13 protein-coding genes are annotated in these 17,184 nt (G+C 70.0%); 10 read left to right on the plus strand and 3 right to left on the minus strand.

What is annotated here, in order from left to right:
• Positions 1 to 5: 5 nt before the first annotated feature.
• Both AAID08_RS15825 and AAID08_RS15830 read right to left on the minus strand, forming a co-directional pair.
• Positions 6 to 2,882, minus strand: a complete 2,877-nt coding sequence (locus AAID08_RS15825; protein ID WP_175166908.1) for a type VI secretion system Vgr family protein — start codon at positions 2,880 to 2,882, stop codon at positions 6 to 8.
• 26 nt (positions 2,883 to 2,908) lie between these two features.
• Positions 2,909 to 3,841, minus strand: coding sequence for a hypothetical protein (locus AAID08_RS15830; RefSeq protein ID WP_395756593.1), 933 nt, complete (start codon positions 3,839 to 3,841; stop codon positions 2,909 to 2,911).
• A 190-nt stretch (positions 3,842 to 4,031) separates the two neighbouring features.
• On the opposite strand from AAID08_RS15830, the gene AAID08_RS15835 reads away from it, so the two are divergent.
• The 5 genes from AAID08_RS15835 (at position 4,032) to AAID08_RS15855 (ending at position 11,940) form a co-directional block, all read left to right on the plus strand.
• The gene (locus tag AAID08_RS15835) at positions 4,032 to 4,883 is read left to right on the plus strand and encodes a M15 family metallopeptidase (RefSeq protein WP_054504393.1); all 852 of its coding nucleotides are present in this window, start codon (positions 4,032 to 4,034) and stop codon (positions 4,881 to 4,883) included.
• 64 nt (positions 4,884 to 4,947) lie between these two features.
• A complete protein-coding gene (locus AAID08_RS15840) occupies positions 4,948 to 6,339 on the plus strand; it encodes a hypothetical protein (RefSeq protein WP_395756594.1) in 1,392 nt (463 codons plus the stop codon).
• A 119-nt stretch (positions 6,340 to 6,458) separates the two neighbouring features.
• On the plus strand, positions 6,459 to 10,163 hold the full coding sequence (tssM, locus tag AAID08_RS15845) for a type VI secretion system membrane subunit TssM (RefSeq protein ID WP_054502409.1): 3,705 nt from the start codon (positions 6,459 to 6,461) through the stop codon (positions 10,161 to 10,163).
• Entirely contained in the window at positions 10,160 to 11,143 is a 984-nt protein-coding gene (gene tagF, locus AAID08_RS15850; RefSeq protein WP_144657689.1) for a type VI secretion system-associated protein TagF, read from the plus strand. The genes tssM and tagF overlap by 4 nt, the downstream gene beginning before the upstream one ends.
• Positions 11,144 to 11,145: 2 nt before the next feature.
• Entirely contained in the window at positions 11,146 to 11,940 is a 795-nt protein-coding gene (locus AAID08_RS15855) for an OmpA family protein (RefSeq protein ID WP_064522811.1), read from the plus strand.
• A gap of 35 nt (positions 11,941 to 11,975) precedes the next feature.
• Here the strand turns inward: AAID08_RS15855 and tssA are convergent, their stop codons facing one another.
• A complete protein-coding gene (gene tssA / locus AAID08_RS15860; RefSeq protein ID WP_175166905.1) occupies positions 11,976 to 13,088 on the minus strand; it encodes a type VI secretion system protein TssA in 1,113 nt (370 codons plus the stop codon).
• Positions 13,089 to 13,234: 146 nt separating this feature from the next.
• Here tssA and AAID08_RS15865 point away from each other — a divergent pair, with 146 nt between their 5' ends.
• The 5 genes from AAID08_RS15865 to AAID08_RS15885 all read left to right on the plus strand — a co-directional run bounded on the left by AAID08_RS15865 (position 13,235) and on the right by AAID08_RS15885 (position 17,162).
• A complete protein-coding gene (locus AAID08_RS15865; RefSeq protein WP_231132841.1) occupies positions 13,235 to 13,516 on the plus strand; it encodes a hypothetical protein in 282 nt (93 codons plus the stop codon).
• A 36-nt stretch (positions 13,517 to 13,552) separates the two neighbouring features.
• Positions 13,553 to 14,713, plus strand: coding sequence for a PAAR domain-containing protein (locus AAID08_RS15870; protein ID WP_336236264.1), 1,161 nt, complete (start codon positions 13,553 to 13,555; stop codon positions 14,711 to 14,713).
• A gap of 89 nt (positions 14,714 to 14,802) precedes the next feature.
• Positions 14,803 to 15,048 (plus strand): ParD-like family protein, encoded by a 246-nt coding sequence (locus AAID08_RS15875; RefSeq protein WP_054415514.1) that lies wholly within the window; start codon positions 14,803 to 14,805, stop codon positions 15,046 to 15,048.
• Entirely contained in the window at positions 15,049 to 15,840 is a 792-nt protein-coding gene (gene map, locus AAID08_RS15880) for a type I methionyl aminopeptidase (RefSeq protein ID WP_054502405.1), read from the plus strand.
• Between the two features lie 101 nt (positions 15,841 to 15,941).
• Positions 15,942 to 17,162: an MFS transporter gene (locus AAID08_RS15885; RefSeq protein WP_336236265.1), complete on the plus strand. Its 1,221-nt coding sequence runs from the start codon at positions 15,942 to 15,944 to the stop codon at positions 17,160 to 17,162.
• Positions 17,163 to 17,184: the final 22 nt, after the last annotated feature.

Raw genomic sequence — 17,184 nt, forward strand, 5'->3', positions numbered from 1 at the left:
GCCCCTCATGCTTTGTCGGTGATCGACTGCACGCCATCCTGCGCGTCCAGCACGCACTGCTTGCAGACGGTGAACTGGGGGAAGGCATACGGCAGGCGGTCCGGCCCGGCGAACTGCTTGTTGCCGGTCTTGACGTCGATGCGGCCCGGCGCGGTGACGGTGATGTTGCCGCCCTCGAGCACGATGCTGGCGCCCGCCGCCGTCGCAATGCGGATGCGCTTGGGCGCGGCGTATTCCACCGCCGTCTGGGCGCTGCCGATGGTGATGTCCTGCTGCGCCTGCACCCGCAGGATGTCGTGCTGCGCCTGCACGTCGACATTGCCCTTGGCCGAGATCAGGTCCAGCCCGGACTCCGATCCGCCCTGCTGCAGTCCCGCCACGATGCCCAGCCCCTGACCCGTGTGCAGGCGCAGCGCGCCCATCACCGCCAGGTTCTGGTCCTTGCCCGCCGACCAGTGCAGCGCCTCGCCGGCGGTGTATTGCAGGTGCTGGCCGGCCACCTGCGCCAGCCCGGCGCGCGCCGCCATCAGCACCACGGGATCGGTGGCGTGCGGCACCTTGCCTTGCGCCGCGTCGGTATGCTTGGACGAGGCGTCACCGCGCGCGCCTTCCACGCTGTCACCGGCCACCGTGCCCGAAACCGCGCGATGCATGGCCGCCAGCGGCGCCTTGTCGCCATCGAGCACGCTGGCGCCCGGCCCGCGCGTGCCCTGCACAGTCGCCAGCCGCAGCCCCTGATGCGCGCCCGCCACGCCGTCGAGCGAACGCGCCATCTGCTCAGTCTGGCCCGCCAGCGCCTGCACCCCGGCCGCATCGCCGATGGCGCTGGCCAGGCCGCCGGTCGCCGTATACGTGCTCAGCAGCACGCCCGCGCCGCCGCGCACCGCGCCGTAGCCATCCGTGCGCAGCTCGGCGCCCAGGCCACGCAGGCCGCCGCGGTAGTTGCCAGCCTGGTGGATCAGGTGTCCCAGGTTCAGCTCGCTGGCCTGCGCGCTGCTCTTGACCTGCATGCGCAACTGGCCATCGGTGTCATCGAACACGATCTGGTTGTAGCCAGCGCCGCCGAACTCCTTGCTCTTGAAGCCGCTCAAGGCGGCCGCGTTGCGATGGTTTTCGTCGCCGCCGGCCGCGCCGTGCCAGGCCGGCGCGTTGCCCGAGGCCAGGTTGGCCTGGGCGCTGGGCGCGCCATCGCGCGCGGCGGCATAGACCTGCGTGTCGGCCTTGGCGCCCTGGCGCCCGCCGGGCGTGGCGGGCGTGCCGCCTTCACCTCGGCCGTTGTACAGCGCGCCCACCACGATGGGTTGGTCGATGTCGTCATCCAGGAAGCGCACCAGCACCTCCTGGCCGATGCGCGGCACGAAGCTGATGCCCATGCCCGCGCCTGACTGGCGCTGCGCCACCCGAACCCAGCGGCTGGCGGCCTCGCCCTCGGCGGCGTTGGCCTGCCAATGAAAACGGATGCGAACGTCGCCGCGCTTGTTGCGCAGGATCTCGTCCTGCTCTTTCGGTTGCGTGCCGCCCTCGGCATCGGTGACGACAGCGGTGTGCACGCCGTGCACCGACGGCGCGCCCGTCAGGCGCGCGCCACGTGGTTGCGGCAGCGCGGGCCGCCAGGGACGGTCACAGCGCACCGCCTCGAAGCGGTTGGCGTAACCGACCTCGCGCGCCCTGGCCAGCACGGCCGCATCCGCGCGCAAGGCGATGGCGTCATGCGGTTGCGCGCCCGGCCCGGCCAAGGCGTCGCCATCCAGCGCCAGGTACTGATCCAGCCCGCCCAGCCGCTGCGCCAGCGAGGCGCGCGTTTCGGGCGGCAGGTTGTTGATGCCCACGTGCTCGACTCGGTCCAGCGCAAAGACCGGTTCGAAGCCGGCTTCGCCCGCCGGCCCCAGCGACGAGAGGTCCTGCAGCGTGAAGCGCGTGCCCGAGCGGAACGTGCGCACCACCCCGCGCCCGACGAAGGTTTCCGCGCGGGCGCGCACGGCTTCGGTCGCCAGGTCCGCCTGGCGGCGGGCCTGGGCTTCATCCGCAAAGCCGCCGTGGCCGGCGACCTCGTACCAATCCAGCCCATGCTCGTCGCCGTTGCCGCTGGCCGGATTGACCAGCGACTGCGCGGCCACCGCGCGCTTGCCGCTGTCATGCCAGCCCAGCACGGTGATGCTGTCCGGCGTGCGGCGTCGCTGGCGCGCCAGCGCCTGTACGGTGTCGCGCGATTCGGTCGCGGCGGCGCGCTGGAAGCGGATGCCGCCGTTCGCGGACTCGGCGTCCTCGGCCAGGTTGCGGCTGTCGGCGAACAACTGCACGACGTGGCGAGCGGGCACGCTTTCGTCTTCCAGCACGGTCCAGCCCAGGCCGGCCTCGGCCAGCAGGCGCGCCAGGAAGTCGTAGTCGGTCTCGCGATATTGCGTGGTGTAGGGACGCGGCTTCAGGCCCGCCAACGCCGGTTCGACGTCGGCCGCCAACCGGTAGACATAACCTTCATAGCCATCGAGCACGTGGCGCACGATGTCCAGCACCGCCTTGCCTTCGAACACGCGGCTGGCGCGCCGCTGCGTGGCCAGCCACAGCCACGGCGCCACGGTCAGCCGGTAGCGCGCCAGGCCGGCGTCGCCCGACAGCAGCTCGGCTTCCCGAATCACGCCGCTGCGCGCCGCGCGACTGCCGTCGGCGCGCGCGGTCCACAGCGTGACCGGGCGAGAAATCATGTCCTGCAACGAGAGGCCAGCGTCATCCGACAGCGCCACCACGCGCAACTGGCCCACGCTCGAAAGCGCCTCGCGCGCGATCCAACCCTCCACCTGCAGGGACGCAAGCGCGCCCTCGCCTTGCAAACGGTAGAGTCGGGCATCTGCATTGAACAAGCCAGCGGTTGCGGTCGGATCCATCGAGGAAAAACCTTGGTCAGGCGCGATCACGGTTCGATGTGGGATTGCGCGTTGGGACATTCAGGGGCCGTGCCCCAGTGGCCCGCGCAGACGCGCAGGCGGCATTGTTCGCTTTCGAGAAAACCGAGCTTGCGGCATTCCCCGAGGCGGGTGGCGAGCGACGATCCCGGCAACTCGCGCACGAAGATACCGTCGGTCTTGTAGACCTTGGTGCCGGGCGGCGACGCCGGCGGCAAGCCGTAGGCCATCAGCGTCGCCAGCAAGGCCGCGTCGCTGTCATTGCGTGGCGTCGCCTTGCCGCGCGCCGGCGCGCTCTTCGACGTCGACGCCGCCGCGCCGGGCGTTGCCGCGGCGATCACGGTGGCTTCGCGCGAGCGCTCGGCGCGCTGCGTGGTCGGGCCGGGGGCCTTCGGCGTTGCGGCGCGCGGCGCGGTGGCGGGCTTGGGCGCGGCGGCCGTGACGGCCAGCGCCGCCAGCGGATTGGCGGGTTCGCCCTCGTCGGCGGGCTGCGTCAATTGCGCCAACGGATGATCGTCGATGATGGCGGCCGCGCTGGGCGGCGGCGCAGGCGCGTCCGCCGGCATGCGCGCCTGCGCGCTCGCGGGAGCACTGCCCTGCGGGTTGGCTTGCGTCGCGACCGCGGCGGCGCCACCGGCGGACGGGTTGCCCGCGGGCCGGGCATCCGGCTCGATGCGCGCCACGACGGCCGGCAATTCCGCCGTGTCATAGACCGCCCACAGCCCCGCGCCGAGACATACCAGGAGCAGCACCAGCAGCACCCGCAGCGGCGCCCTCGAACGTTGCCTGGGCGGCAAGTGCCCCGCCTCGGCTTCGGGCACGCGGCCCTCGAGCGTGGCGAGAATGCGCGACGACTGCTGCGCATCCGCGGAGGATGAGCGTCCGGCTAGCAAGCTGGGAATAGGAGGCGGTGGTCGCGATCTTTTTTCGTCTTCTGCCATGCGAGATCCCGTGTCGGCAAGGGCGCACGAAGCTCCTTTAACCAAGGTGTCCGAGAATACCTGATGACATCTTTTAGATCACGGCTTCTTGTTACGATTTCTAAAGCATCGACGCTGTCTGCAACGCCCAAGCGCTTGCCTCAATCCCGAATAGAACAAAAGATTACGCCTTCGTGATTGAGGGATACCGTTGCTAGTTCTACTGCCCCTATATTTTCTGCTTGCGATTGGCGTCTCCGCGCTGCTGGTCTTTCCGTCATTCCGGACGGGAACCGCGCGGAGCCTGCGTGCGTTCGCGCAGGGAATGCGGCGCCGCGTGGCGCGCGGCGCGGGACATGCGGGCGGGATGGTCGGCGGCTCCGCGCAGGTGGTGCGCGCGGGCGTGGGCCGCGCCGGCAGCACGTTTTCCGCGTACCGCTGGCAGATCGCCGCGGGCCTCGCTGTCGTGTTGCTTCCGTCCCTTTTCGCTTTCGTCATGCGACACAATCACACATTTATTTACGAGGATCGGATGGCCGGTCCGGACCCTCGCATCCAGGCCCTTCTGACCGGAGAAAGACTGGTTCCGCCGCCGCCCTTGCCGCCCGAAGTCTTCACCACGCGCGAAGTGGAATTGGTGCGCCCGAACCTGGGCGGCGCGAGCCGCGACTGGAACCTGCTGGACGCCGATTACCGCCAGCGCCTGCTGGCCGCCTATCGCATCATGCGCGAAGAGCATGGTTATGAAATGGTGCTGATCGAGGGCTACCGCAGCCCCGAGCGCCAGGAAGAACTGGCCAGCAAGGGTTCCCACGTAACCAACGCCGGCGCCTACCAGAGCTATCACCAATACGGCCTGGCCGCCGACAGCGCGTTCCTGCGCGACGGCAAGGTGGTGGTGTCGGAGAAGGACCCCTGGGCCATGCGCGGCTACGAGCTGTTTGGCGAGACCGCCGAGCGTGTCGGCCTGACGTGGGGCGGCCGCTGGAAGCTGATGGACTTCGGCCACACCGAATTGCGGCGCCCCGGCGTCATGCGACGCGACGCGGGGGCCGCGCAATGAGCCGATCATCTCGCGCGACTACCCTGCCCCCTGCCCCGACAACCGATTACCGCTACGAATCCACATGACCCGCTTTCTCAAAACCGGCCTGCTGCTGGCCCTGGTCTTCGGGGCGGTCTGGCTGGCCGTCATTATCTGGTGGCAGGAATCACGCACGCTGCCCACCGGGCTGGACATCGGCCTGTATCTGTTCGCGCTGCCGCTGGCGCTGATCGCGGCCGGCTGGGCCGGCCTGCGCATCGCGCGCGCCCGCCGCGAAGCCCGTGCCGCGGCCGCGGCGGCGCCGGCCGCGGAGCCCGGCGACCAGGCGCCCCAGGCGGCGCCGGCCGCCACGCGGCTGGCGGTGTTGGCAAGCGCCGCGCGCGCCGCGCCCGGCAGCGATGCGGCCGCGATCCACGAGGCATTGGCGAAACAGCAGCGGCCCGACCTGGACGACACGCTCAAGAACGCCCGCGGCTTTCCCATCTTCAGCGCGCGCGCCGCGCACCTGGACAACCACATGCTGCGCGAGGCCGCGGAAACCCAAGCCGCGCCCGCCGCCGCGCAGGCCGAGAACTGCCTGCGCGCCACCGCCCTGCTGTGCGAAGTGGTCGAGAGCCTGGCGCGCGAGGCCCGCGCCCACGTGCTGGATCACGGCACGCCGGAGCGCGACGACGATTGGCCGCTGCTGCAGGTCGAACTGCTGCTGCCAGCCCAATGGCCGCCGGCGGCGCGCGAGCACGCGCTGGCCCAGGCCCGCCTCATCGCGGCCTGGCCCGCCGCCCGCCTGACGCTGCGGCCACACGAGGCGCGCGACGCCCTGGCCAGCGACGGCCTGCTGCGGCAACTGGCGCTGGAGCCCGTCACGCCAGCGCGCGCGCCGCTGCGCATCGTGGCCTCGGCCGATTCCTATATCGACTCCGCGGTGGTGCAGGACTGGGACGCGGACGGCATGCTGGTCGACAGCGCCAATCCGCAGGGACGCGTGCCCGGCGAAGCGGCCGCCGGCCTGCTGCTCGACCTGAACCAGGCCGGGGCCGGCGACAACGCCGGCGCCGCGCCGCCGGACGGCGCCTTCGAGCTGGCCCTGTCGCCCATGGCGCACCGCGCCACCGGCGCCGACGCCCGTGGCGCCGCCAGCGAACCGATGCTGGCCGAGTTGGCCAGCCACTTCCTGCAGCAGCAGGACCGGCGCGCGGACGACATCCGAGCGCTGGTCAGCGACGCCGACCATCGTGGCAGCCGTCCGCTCGAAACCGCGGGACTGGCCAGCACGCTGTTCACCACACTCGATCCGAATGAGGATTGCCTGGCCGTGGGCGGCGCCTGCGGCTACACCGGCGCGGCCGCGCACCTGCTGACGCTGGCGGTCGCCGGCGAGGCCTGCGCGCAGGCCGAAGCCCCCGTCATCGCCGTCATGACCCAGGACCCCGCTTTGCGCACACTCGCCCTGCTGTCTCCGTCCCTCTCCGCCTGACCCACATAAAAATAGCCAGAATCATGCGTAGCCCTTCAGGTTTCTTCTCCGGTATCTCCAGCGCCCTGAGCGAAGGCCGACATTGGACATCGCGCGCCCTCGGCAACCCGCGCCTGTTCATGGCGATCGGCCTGATCGCCCTGGTCGTGTTCCTGTTCCTGTTCGCCGACACGGTCGAGATCGGCCTGGTCTGGGCCGCCATCGCGCTGGGGATCTTCCTGTTCATCTGGCTGTGCGCCTACCTGTGGCGCCGGCGCCGCGCGCGGCGCGCCAACAAGAACCTGGGCGACATGCTCGAGCAGCAGGTGCAGGCCGGCGCGGCCGCCGCCAACCGCGGCGACGTGGACGCGCTGCGCACCCGGCTGGTGCAGGCCGTGCGCACCATCAAGACCTCCAAGATCGGCCAGGTCTCGGGCAACGAAGCCCTGTACGAACTGCCCTGGTACATCGTGATCGGCAACCCGGCCGCGGGCAAGAGCAGCGCGGTAATCAACTCGGGCCTGCAGTTTCCCTTCGCCGACAAGAACGGGGCGGCGGTGCGCGGCGTGGGCGGCACCCGCAACTGCGACTGGTTCTTCACCACCGAGGGCATCCTGCTGGACACGGCCGGCCGCTACTCGGTGCACGAGGAAGACCGCAACGAATGGATGGGCTTTCTCGACCTGCTCAAGCGCCATCGCCCCAAGGCGCCGATCAACGGCATCATCGTGGCCGCCAGTATCGACGAGCTGACCGGCGCCGGCCCCGAGTTCGCCATCAACCTGGCCAAGAACCTGCGCCAGCGGGTGCAGGAACTGACCGACCGGCTGGAAGTGTTCGCGCCGGTCTACATCATCTTCACGAAGGCCGACCTGATTTCCGGCTTCAACGAGTTCTTCTCCGACAGCGACCAGCGCGAACGCGACCGCGTCTGGGGCGCCACCCTGCCCTACGGCGCGGAAGAGAACCGCGACGTGCTGGCCCTGTTCGATGAACGCTTCGACGAACTGTACGAAGGCCTCAAGGAAATGGGCACGGCGCAGATCTCGCTGCGCAACAACCGCGACCTGCCGCCGGGACTGCTGACGTTCCCGCTGGAATTCGCCGGCATCAAGCCCGCCCTGCGCACCTTCCTGTCGACGCTGTTCGAGACCAACCCGTTCCAGTACAAGCCCGTGTTCCGCGGCTTTTACTTCACCAGCGCGCTGCAGGAAGGCGTGTCGCAAAGCACCTCGACCGAACGGCTGGCCGAGCGCTTCGACCTGCGCCCGGCCCCGCGCGGCCAGGCGCGCAGCGTGTCCTCGCACAACGGCTTCTTCCTGCGCGACCTGTTCTCCAGCGTGATCTTCGCCGACAAGAAGCTGGTGCGCCAGCACGCCAGCCCGGCCAAGACCCGCGTGCGCTACCTGACCTTCTTCGGCCTGGTGCTGGCGCTGGGCCTGGTGCTGGGCGGCTGGAGCTGGTCGTACCTGGGCAACCGCCAACTGGCGCAGAACGTGCAGGCCGACCTGGACAAGGTGGTGCGCCTGCAAAGCGAGCGCACCGACCTGCAGAGCCGCCTGGAGGCCATGGAGATCCTGCAGGACCGCATCGAACAACTGGACCGCTATTCGTCCAGCCGCCCGTGGTCGCTGGGCCTGGGGCTGTACCAGGGCGACGTGCTCAAGGAACGCCTGTTGGCCGAGTACTACAACGGCGCACGCCAGTTCATGCTGAGCCCGGTCAAGGTGAGCCTGGAGGACTTCCTGGCCAAGGTCGACATGTCCGGCAATGCGGCGGCCGCCGGCGGCGCGCCGAAGCCTGCGCCGCAGGCGCTGCGCGGCGCGAATGCCGCGGGCGGCGACACGCTGTTCCAGGACGCCTCGCCGACCAATGCCGACGACGCCTACAACGCGCTCAAGACGTACCTGATGATGGCCAATCGCCAGCACGTCGACCCGACCCACCTGTCCGACCAGATCACGCGTTTCTGGCGCGGCTGGCTGGAGACCAACCGCGGCGCCATGCCGCGCGACCAGTTGATCCGCAGCGCCGAGCGCCTGATCTCGTTCTACGTCAGCCGCGCCCCCGACGCCGGCTGGCCGCAGATCGACACCAACCTGGCGCTGGTGGAAAAGACCCGCGCCAGCCTGCGCGCCGTGATGCAGGGCATGCCGGCGCGCGAACGCGCCTACGCCACGCTCAAGGCGCGCGCCGCCACGCGCTTCCAGACCATGACGGTGGCGCGCATCGTCGGCGAGAACGACGCCGGCGTGGTGGCCGGCAGCTACGCCATCCCCGGCACCTTCACCCGCGAGGCCTGGGAACAATACATCCAGCCCGCCATCAACGAGGCCGCCAAGAAGGAAGTGCAGACCAGCGACTGGGTGCTGGGCGTGAACGCGCGCGACGACCTGACGCTGGACGGCAGCCCCGAGCAGATCCAGAAGAGCCTGGCGACGATGTACAAGACGGAGTACGCCCAGGAATGGCAGAAGTTCCTGCGCGGCGTGACCATCAAGCCCTTCACCAGCTTCGAGCAGTCGGTGGGCGCGATGAACCGCCTGGGCGACCCGCAGACCTCGCCCATCGCCAAGCTGATCAACACCGCCTATGAGCAGACCTCGTGGGACAACCCGTCGCTGGTCAACGCCGGCCTGCAGCAGGCGCAAAGCGGCGTGGTGGGCTGGTTCAAGCGCGTGATCCTGCGGCAGACGCCGCCGGCGCCCGCCACCGCCGCCAACGGCGAGGCCATCCCGATGGGTCCGGTGGGCCGCGAGTTCTCGGACGTGGCGCGCCTGGTGGTGACGCGCGAGAACCAGTCGCTGCTGGGCAACTACATGGGCGCGCTGTCCAAGATCCGCACGCGCTTCAACCTGCTCAACAACCAGGGCGACCCCGGCCCCGGCTCGCTGGTGCTGCTGCGCCAGACGCTGGAAGGCAAGGACTCGGAGCTGGCCGACGCGCTCAAGCTGGTCGACGAGCAGATGCTGGCCGGCCTGTCGGCGACGCAGCGCGAGACGCTGCGCCCGCTGCTGGTGCGGCCGCTGATCCAGGCCTACGCCGTGGCCATGCAACCGGCCGAGCGCGAACTGAACAAGGTCTGGAACGCGCAGGTCTATCAGCCGTTCAACCAGACCCTGGCCGAGAAGTATCCGTTCGCCTCGCGCGCCAGCGTCGAGGCCAGCAGCGACGAAATCGGCCAGGTGTTCGGCCCGCAGGGCAGCATCGCCAAATACGTCAACGACACCCTCGGCCCGCTGACCGTGCGCCGCGGCGACATCCTGACGGCGCGCACCTGGGGCGACATGGGCATCAGCCTGCAGCCGACCTTCACCGCCAACTTCGCGCAGTGGGTGGCGCCGCTGTCCGGCGGCGCGGGCGCCGGTTCGGCCAGCCAGCCGCAGACGCTGTTCCAGATCCAGCCCAAGCCTGCCGCCGGGGTGACCGAATACACCATCGAGATCGACGGCCAGCAACTTCGCTACCGCAACACGCCGCCGCAATGGGTCAACTTCGTCTGGCCCAATGCGCAGGGCGCGCCCGGCGCGCGCATCACCGCCACCACCTTCGACGGCAGCGTGGTCGAGATCGTCAACGAACCCGGCCGCTTCGGCCTGGAACGCCTGATCGCGACCGCCCAGCGCACCTCCAACGCCGACGGCAGCTTCAACATGAGCTGGGGCAAGTCGAACGTGACGGTGCCGGTCAAGCTGCGCATCATCAGCAACGCCCAGGCGCCCGGCGCCGGCGGCAGCGAGCCCGGCGGCAGCCAGGGCCTGCGCAACCTGCGCCTGCCCTCCTCCGTGGTGGGCGCCACTTCCGAATCCTCCTCCGCCCAGACGCGACCCGGAGCGCCGCAATGAGCAACCTGCAGTCCCCCCTGTTCCGCACGGCCTACTTTGGCAAGATCCCGGCCCGCGGCGACTTCGTCAAGAACACCTCGCATCCGCAACTGATGAGCACGCTGGACGGCTGGGTCGCCAACACCATGGAGCTGCTGGCCCAGGACCCGCACTGGAAGACGCTGTACGACGAGGCCGAGCCGATGCCGTTCGCCATCCTCGGCTCGCGCGGCAAGCTGGCCATCGCCGGCCACCTGCAGCCCAGCCGCGACCAGTCGGGCCGTCGCTTTCCGTTCCTGTCGGCGACTTCGGTCGAGGTGCAGCGGCCGCTGGCCTTCATCGCCCGCAGCCCGATGGCCTTCAGCCGGCTGTGGAACCGCATGAGCGGCGCCGCCGCGCTGCTGATGACCGACGCCGACCCCGGCCCGGCGCTGCAGAGCCTGAACGAACTCGAAGGCGAAATCCGCACCGAGGCCGACGACGGCTTCGATGCCTTCGTCGACCTGCAGACCGTCGAGCGCCTGCAGGCCATGCTGCGCGGCAACGGCCACGCGGCCAACGTGCACGACATCGTCCTGGCGCTGGGCATCCTGCTCGAACCGGTCATGTCCAGCGGCTCCTCGCAGCTCGACCGCGGGCTGGCGCTGCCGCTGCCGGACGATCCGCTCTACATCAATCTGGTGGCCTCGTACTGGATGACGCTGATCGCGCCGTTCCTGGCGCGCGCGGATTTCGAGATCGCCGTGTTCATCGGCCGCATCGGCGGCAAGCACCGGCTGGTGGCGGGTTTTCGCGGCGCCTCTCCGCAGACGCTGGCCAGCCTGCTGTCCACGCCGCAGGCCTTCGCCGAGCATTACATCGTGCTGGAAGACGCGCCCTGGGTGCGCAACCACGTGTCGGCCAGCCACGGCCTGGCCAAGCTCTCCAGCTACCTGGACCAACCCAGGCTGTCGCTGCGCATGGCGCTCGACACCTATCTCGAAGTCTTCACCGGAGCCTGACCATGCGCGTCTCTCTCCTGATCCTGGCGGCGCTGTTCTCGTGCGCCGCGGCGGCGCAGGACGCCGCCACCGTCGTCCCCGCCAACGTGATTCCGCAGCCCGGCCAGGTGGTGGCCAGCGGCGCCGTGCCCGACGAGGCCACCAAGGCCGACGTGCTGGCTCGGCTGCAACAGGTCTATGGCGTGGGCAACGTCATCGACCAGATCGAGGTCGGCGGCGTGGTCGCGCCCCCCAACTGGTCGGAACACGTCGGCAAGCTGATCGGCCAGCCGCTCAAGCAGATCAACCGCGGCCAACTGGAAGTGGACGGCACCCAGATCCGCCTGCAGGGCGAAGTGCAGAACGAGGCCTCGCGCCAGCAGATCGCCAGCGCCTTCGCCACCTCGCTCAACCCGACCTACAAGATCGTCAACGGCCTGCGCGTGGCCGCCGGCAAGGACGAACAGGGACTGCTGGACAAGGTGCTCACCAACCGCGTGGTGGAATTCGAGACCGGCAGCGCCACGCTGACGGCGCGCGGGCGCGAACTGCTCGACCAGGTGGCCGACGTGATCCCGAAGCTGCACAGCGACAAGGTGCAGATCATTGGCCACACCGACAGCTCCGGCAGCCGCAGCACCAACCTGGCCTTGAGCCAGGCCCGCGCCGACGCGGTCAGGGCCTATCTGGTCGACAAGGGGCTGCCGCCCGGCCGCTTCGAGACGCTGGGCGCGGGGCCGGACCAGCCGGTGGCGACCAATGCCACCGCCGAGGGCCGCGCCAAGAACCGCCGCATCGAATTCCGCGCCAGCCGCTGAGCGGCGGCCACGCGGCCAGCGCCACGGGCGGGATTTCAGCCGTTGTTCTCGGGCGGCTTGGGCACGCCCAGCAGCTCTTCCAGGCCCGAGAGCGCTTCGCCATTCTTGACCACGGTACGCAGCCACAGGTGCAGCGACATCTCGCCCCAGCTTGCAGCCTTGTCGGCCAGATAGGCGACGGGACTGTGCGGCTCGGTGCGGCGGAAGAACTCGGCCACTTCGCGCAGTTGCGCCAGGGCCTGGTCGCGCGTTTGCAGCGGGCCGCGCGTGGCCGTGGAGGCCGTGGGCGGAAGGTCGGCAGCGGTCAAGGTGGGCTCCATGCGGGTAACGGGCGCGCCGGTGGACGGCACGGCCTGAGCGGACGGCGCCGGCGCCAGGTCGGCGCGCACCAGCAGGCCGGCCTCGCGGGCGAAACGATGCACCAGCTCGGTCACGTCCTTCAGCGCGGCGCGCACCGGCGTGAAGGCCGGGCCTTCGTCGCCCAGACGCTCGGTCAACGTCGATTCCAGCACGTCGACCGCGCCGAAGCAGCTCTGCAATTGGCTTTCCAGCTCGGCGTAGAACGCCGGCGGCGTGTCGCGGCGCGCGGCGTCGAACTGCTCCAGGGTGACTTTGCCACGCGACATGTCGGCGGCGTTCTGCGGCGAACGCTTGATGGCGTTGGCCAGTTGCGAGGCGCTGTCCCACAGCACCGCGCCGAAGCGCCCGCCCTCGGACTGCGTCAAGGGAAGTTCGCGCACCAGTTGCTGCGAACGCGACAACAACCACGCCAGGTTGCCCACGCGCTGCTGCACGTCGCCCTCGTCCGGCACCGGATGCAGGCCATCCCAATAGCGCCGGCACAGCCCGTCCACCAGCAGGAAGCCGTCGCGCAGGCCGGCGAAGCCGCGCGTCTTGGCCCAGGCCTCGGCCAGCCAGGCGGCCACGCGCACGTCCTTGCTGCGCTGGGTCAGCACCTCGGTGCAGATGCGGATCACCTGCGGCCAGTCGGCTTCTTTGATGTCGATGACCCAGTCGCCCTGGTCCAGGTGCGGGTCATCCTGGCGGCGGGCCTCGCGGATGGCGTCGAATTCGGCGGAAAAGACCATGTCGGCGCCACAAGGCGCCTCGCCCGGAATGGGCTGCAGCAGTGCGTCGATATCGCTCATAGTGTCTTGTGTCGTTGCGGGTGGCGAGCCATGCGCAAGCGGCGCATGGCCCGGCGGCGAAAGCAGCGATGATCCCATATCTGTAACCGCGTTACGTTGGAACATGACACGCCCTATTACAAAACGCATCAGGGACCATCGCTATCATGCAAGCTCTCCAAACCCAGGAAGTCGCGATGAACAAGTCATTCCACATGATGCCCAACGGCCGCTTCATCAACGGCACGCCGCGACGCTGCCCCGATGGCACTTACGTCGGCGACGGTGGGCCCATCACCCGCGCGCCGGACGGCACGTACGTCGCGGGCACGCCCCAGCGCGCGCCCGATGGCCGCTACCTCGGCGGCGGCGGCCCGGTGCGCATGGCGCCCGACGGCACCTTCGTCGTGGGCACCCCGCGCATGGCGCCGGACGGCACCTATCTGTAAGCAGACTTAACCTTCATTCGGGAGCAACGGGCGGCCATGGCGCAGCGATCCGTAATACGCAAGGGTGACCGCACCTCGCACGGCGGCGTGGTGGTGACGGGGGATGAATCCGTACAGATCTTCGGCCGGCCCATGGCCCGCGTCGGCGACCGCGTCACCTGCCCCAAGTGCCCCGGCCAGCACACCATCGTCGAGGGCGTGCAGAGCGTCAGTTCCGACCGCCGCACCGCGCTGGAGGGCATGAAGACCTCCTGCGGCGCCACCCTGATCGCCAGCCAGCAGTTCTACCAGCTCGAACATGGCGGCGGTGATGGCGGCGGCGCGGGCGTGAACGACGCGCCCCAGGCTCTGCAGGCCGGCGCGCCGGCGGCGCTGGCCGCGATCGAACCCATCGCGGCGCAGGACGCGCCGGTGAAATGCGCCCAGGTGCAGGACACGCTCAAGCTCACCGAGGCCATGTTCGACGCCAAACGGGTTCCGGTGAAGCTGACCGGGCCGTCGGCCTACCAGCCGCCCGCCAACCTGGCGCGCGCGGGGGACGACAAGTGCGTCATGTACGAAGCCTGGCCCGCCGGACAGCGCGTGCCGGTGGTGCTGGAACCGCGCGATCCCCTCTGGACCGGCGACCTGATGCAGCGCCGGCCGCATGAATTCACCGAGCGCCTGACCGAGGAACCGCAGCCGCAACCGGAACAGGTCGCCAAGAGCCTGGGCATCGCCCCCAAGGCGATGCTGCAAGGGCGCGATCTGCAGATCCGCCTGGCCAAGGGGATGGCGCTGGAAGACCGCATCACGCGCCTCAACGCGCAAGTGGTGAAGGGCCCGCCCTGGGCCGACCCGACACGCGAGACGCACACGGTGGGCGAGACCATGTTTTCGCGCATCACGCTCTACAGCATGTCGGGCGAACAGGCCATGATCGATCACGCCGTGCTGCACGAACTGGCCCACAGCTACGCCAACAACGCCCGCGTCGACATGAAGGCCTGGGGCGCCGCCGCCCGATCCGACGGCAATTTCCCGTCGGACTACGCCAAGGCCGGTCCGCCCGAGGACTTTGCCGAATTCGTGGTGATGGCCATCGCCACCCAGGGCACGCCGTGCGAGGACTACGCGCGCTCGATCTATCCGGCGCGCTACCGTCAATTGGACGCCATGGACCTGCTGGAAAAGGCCCCCGCCCAGGGGCGCGCCTGACGCCGGGTGCGCCCCGCGGCGGTTTGCGTCCGGTCCCGACGGTGGGATAACATACGTTCCATATACAAACCATATATGGAACACTCACCATGGGCATCGTCAAGATTTCCGAGCAGATGCACGAGAATCTGCGCGTGGCCAGCAGCGCGCTGAGCCGCTCGATCAACTCGCAGGCCGAACACTGGATGCGCATCGGCATGCTGTCCGAGCTCTACCCCGAGCTGCGCCACGCCGACATCTGCCAGTTGCTGATCCGCATCGAGCAGGCCGAGGGCTTCAGCATCGCCGCCCTGTCCCACGGACAGGCAACCGCCGGCCAGCAGGAGGCCGCGTAAATGGCGCGCAAGGTCTCCATCAAATCCGCCGCCGACATCGCCATGGCCCGGCGCGCCGGCGCCCTGGCGGCGGAAGTGCTGCACATGATCGCCGAGCACGTGCGGCCCGGCGTCACCACCGACGAGCTCGACCGCATCTGCCACGACTACATCGTCAACGTGCAGAAGGCCATCCCGGCCAACGTCGGCTACCACGGCTTTCCCAAGACCATCTGCGCGTCGGCCAACCACGTAATCTGCCACGGCATCCCGTCGGCCAAGGTGCTCAAGAACGGCGACATCCTCAACATCGACGTGGCCGTCATCAAGGACGGCTGGTTCGGCGACACCAGCCGCATGTACTTTGTCGGCCAGCCGAGCCCGCTGGCGCGCCGCCTGGTGAACACGACCTACGAGGCCATGCGCGCCGGCATCATGGCAGTCAAGCCGGGCGCCACGCTGGGCGACATCGGCCACGCCATCCAGACCGTCGCGCACCGCGAGCACTTCAGCATCGTGCGCGAATACTGTGGCCACGGCATCGGCCAGATCTACCACGACGAACCGCAGGTGCTGCACTATGGCCGCCCCGGCGAAGGCCTGGTGCTGCAGCCCGGCATGATGTTCACGATCGAACCCATGATCAACGCCGGCAAGCCGCAGACCAAGCAGTTGCCTGACGGCTGGACCGTGGTCACCAAGGACCGCTCGCTGTCGGCCCAGTGGGAACACATGGTGGTCGTCACCGACACCGGCTACGAGGTGCTGACGTCCTGGCCGGACGGCTTCGGCGACTACCCGCCGATTCCCTGACGCCGCCGGCCGGCGACGGCAATTAACGGAGTGCGACGCCCACGGGGCCCGGTCATGATCGGGCCCTCGTCGTTTTCGCGGCCGCGCCGGCCGTCGCCTCCATGCCCGTCCTGCCCGCGGCATTCCGCCGCCTGGCCGCCTCCAACCTGGCCGCCCAATGTTCCGAACAGATCGCCCTGGCGGCGGCGCCGCTGGTGGCGGTGCTGGCGTTGGGCGCCAACGCCGCCCAGACCGGCTATCTGCAGACCGCCCAGACCCTCCCTTTCCTGCTGCTGTCATTGCCCGCCGGGGTGCTGGCCGACCGGATCGCGCGCCGTACCCTGATGACCGCCGCCGAGTGCGCGCGCGCCGCCAGCCTGCTGGGCCTGCTGGCGCTGCTGGCGATGGACGGCCTGAGCCTGGCCGCGCTGGCGGTGCTGGGCTTCCTGGGCGCGGTCGGCACGGTGGCCTACAACGTCGCCGCGCCCGCGCTGGTGCCGACGCTGTTGCCGGCAACCCAACTGGCGCAGGCCAACCGCTGGCTGGAACTGGCGCGCAGCGCGGCGTTCTCGGCCGGGCCGGCGCTGGGCGGCGCGCTGGTCGGCGGCATCGGCGCCGCCGTCGCCTACGGCCTGGCCACCCTGCTGTCGCTGCTGGCGGCGGGGCTGCTGGCGGGCCTGCCGCCCGAGCCGCCACGCACGGCGACGCGACGCCACCTGTGGCGCGAGTTGCGCGAAGGCGCCGCGTTCGTGGCGGCGCATCCCCTGCTGCGGCCGGTGCTGGTCACGGCGGTGTGCTTCAACACCGCCTGGTTCGTGCTGCAGGCCGTCTACGTGGTCTACGCGGTGGAGCGCCTGGGCCTGACCGCCGCCGGCGTGGGCATGACGCTGGGCATCTACGGCGCCGGCATGCTGGCCGGGGCCCTGGCCGCGCCGTGGCTGGCGGCGCGCCTGTCGTTCGGCGCGCTGATCGCGGCCGGCCCCACCTGCGCGCTGGCCGCCAGCCTGATCCTGCTGTCGACGCTGGCGTGGCCGGCGGGCGCCTGGGCCGGGGTCGGCCTGTTCCTGTTCGGCGCCGGACCGATTCTATGGACCATCGCCACCACCACGCTGCGCCAGGCGGTCACGCCCAACGCGCTGCTGGGCCGCGTCTCGGCCGTGATCGTCACGGCGACGTTCGGCGCGCGGCCCGTGGGCGCCTTGATCGGCGCGACCCTGGCGGCGCGGCTGGGCATGGAAGCCTGCCTGTGGTTGTCCAGCGTCGGCTTTGCCGCCCAGTTCGCGGTGCTGCTGGCCTCGCCCGTGGCGCGGCTGCGCCGCCAGCCGCAAGCCGTGGCGGACTGAACGGCGCCCAGCCGCCCCGGCG

The organism is Achromobacter sp. EB05, assembly GCF_044232075.1.
Classification (GTDB): Bacteria; Pseudomonadota; Gammaproteobacteria; order Burkholderiales; family Burkholderiaceae_B; genus Achromobacter; species Achromobacter dolens.

Bases quoted from the DNA above. Each gene is read 5' to 3' on its own strand.
- AAID08_RS15825 (WP_175166908.1), bottom strand. From the start codon at position 2,882: ATGGATCCGACCGCAACCGCTGGCTTGTTCAATGCAGATGCCCGACTC.
- map (WP_054502405.1), top strand. From the start codon at position 15,049: ATGGCGCGCAAGGTCTCCATCAAATCCGCCGCCGACATCGCCATGGCC.
- AAID08_RS15870 (WP_336236264.1), top strand. From the start codon at position 13,553: ATGGCGCAGCGATCCGTAATACGCAAGGGTGACCGCACCTCGCACGGC.
- AAID08_RS15840 (WP_395756594.1), top strand. From the start codon at position 4,948: ATGACCCGCTTTCTCAAAACCGGCCTGCTGCTGGCCCTGGTCTTCGGG.
- AAID08_RS15875 (WP_054415514.1), top strand. From the start codon at position 14,803: ATGGGCATCGTCAAGATTTCCGAGCAGATGCACGAGAATCTGCGCGTG.
- AAID08_RS15865 (WP_231132841.1), top strand. From the start codon at position 13,235: ATGCAAGCTCTCCAAACCCAGGAAGTCGCGATGAACAAGTCATTCCAC.
- AAID08_RS15855 (WP_064522811.1), top strand. From the start codon at position 11,146: ATGCGCGTCTCTCTCCTGATCCTGGCGGCGCTGTTCTCGTGCGCCGCG.
- AAID08_RS15885 (WP_336236265.1), top strand. From the start codon at position 15,942: ATGCCCGTCCTGCCCGCGGCATTCCGCCGCCTGGCCGCCTCCAACCTG.
- tagF (WP_144657689.1), top strand. From the start codon at position 10,160: ATGAGCAACCTGCAGTCCCCCCTGTTCCGCACGGCCTACTTTGGCAAG.
- tssM (WP_054502409.1), top strand. From the start codon at position 6,459: ATGGCGATCGGCCTGATCGCCCTGGTCGTGTTCCTGTTCCTGTTCGCC.
- AAID08_RS15830 (WP_395756593.1), bottom strand. From the start codon at position 3,841: ATGGCAGAAGACGAAAAAAGATCGCGACCACCGCCTCCTATTCCCAGC.
- tssA (WP_175166905.1), bottom strand. From the start codon at position 13,088: ATGAGCGATATCGACGCACTGCTGCAGCCCATTCCGGGCGAGGCGCCT.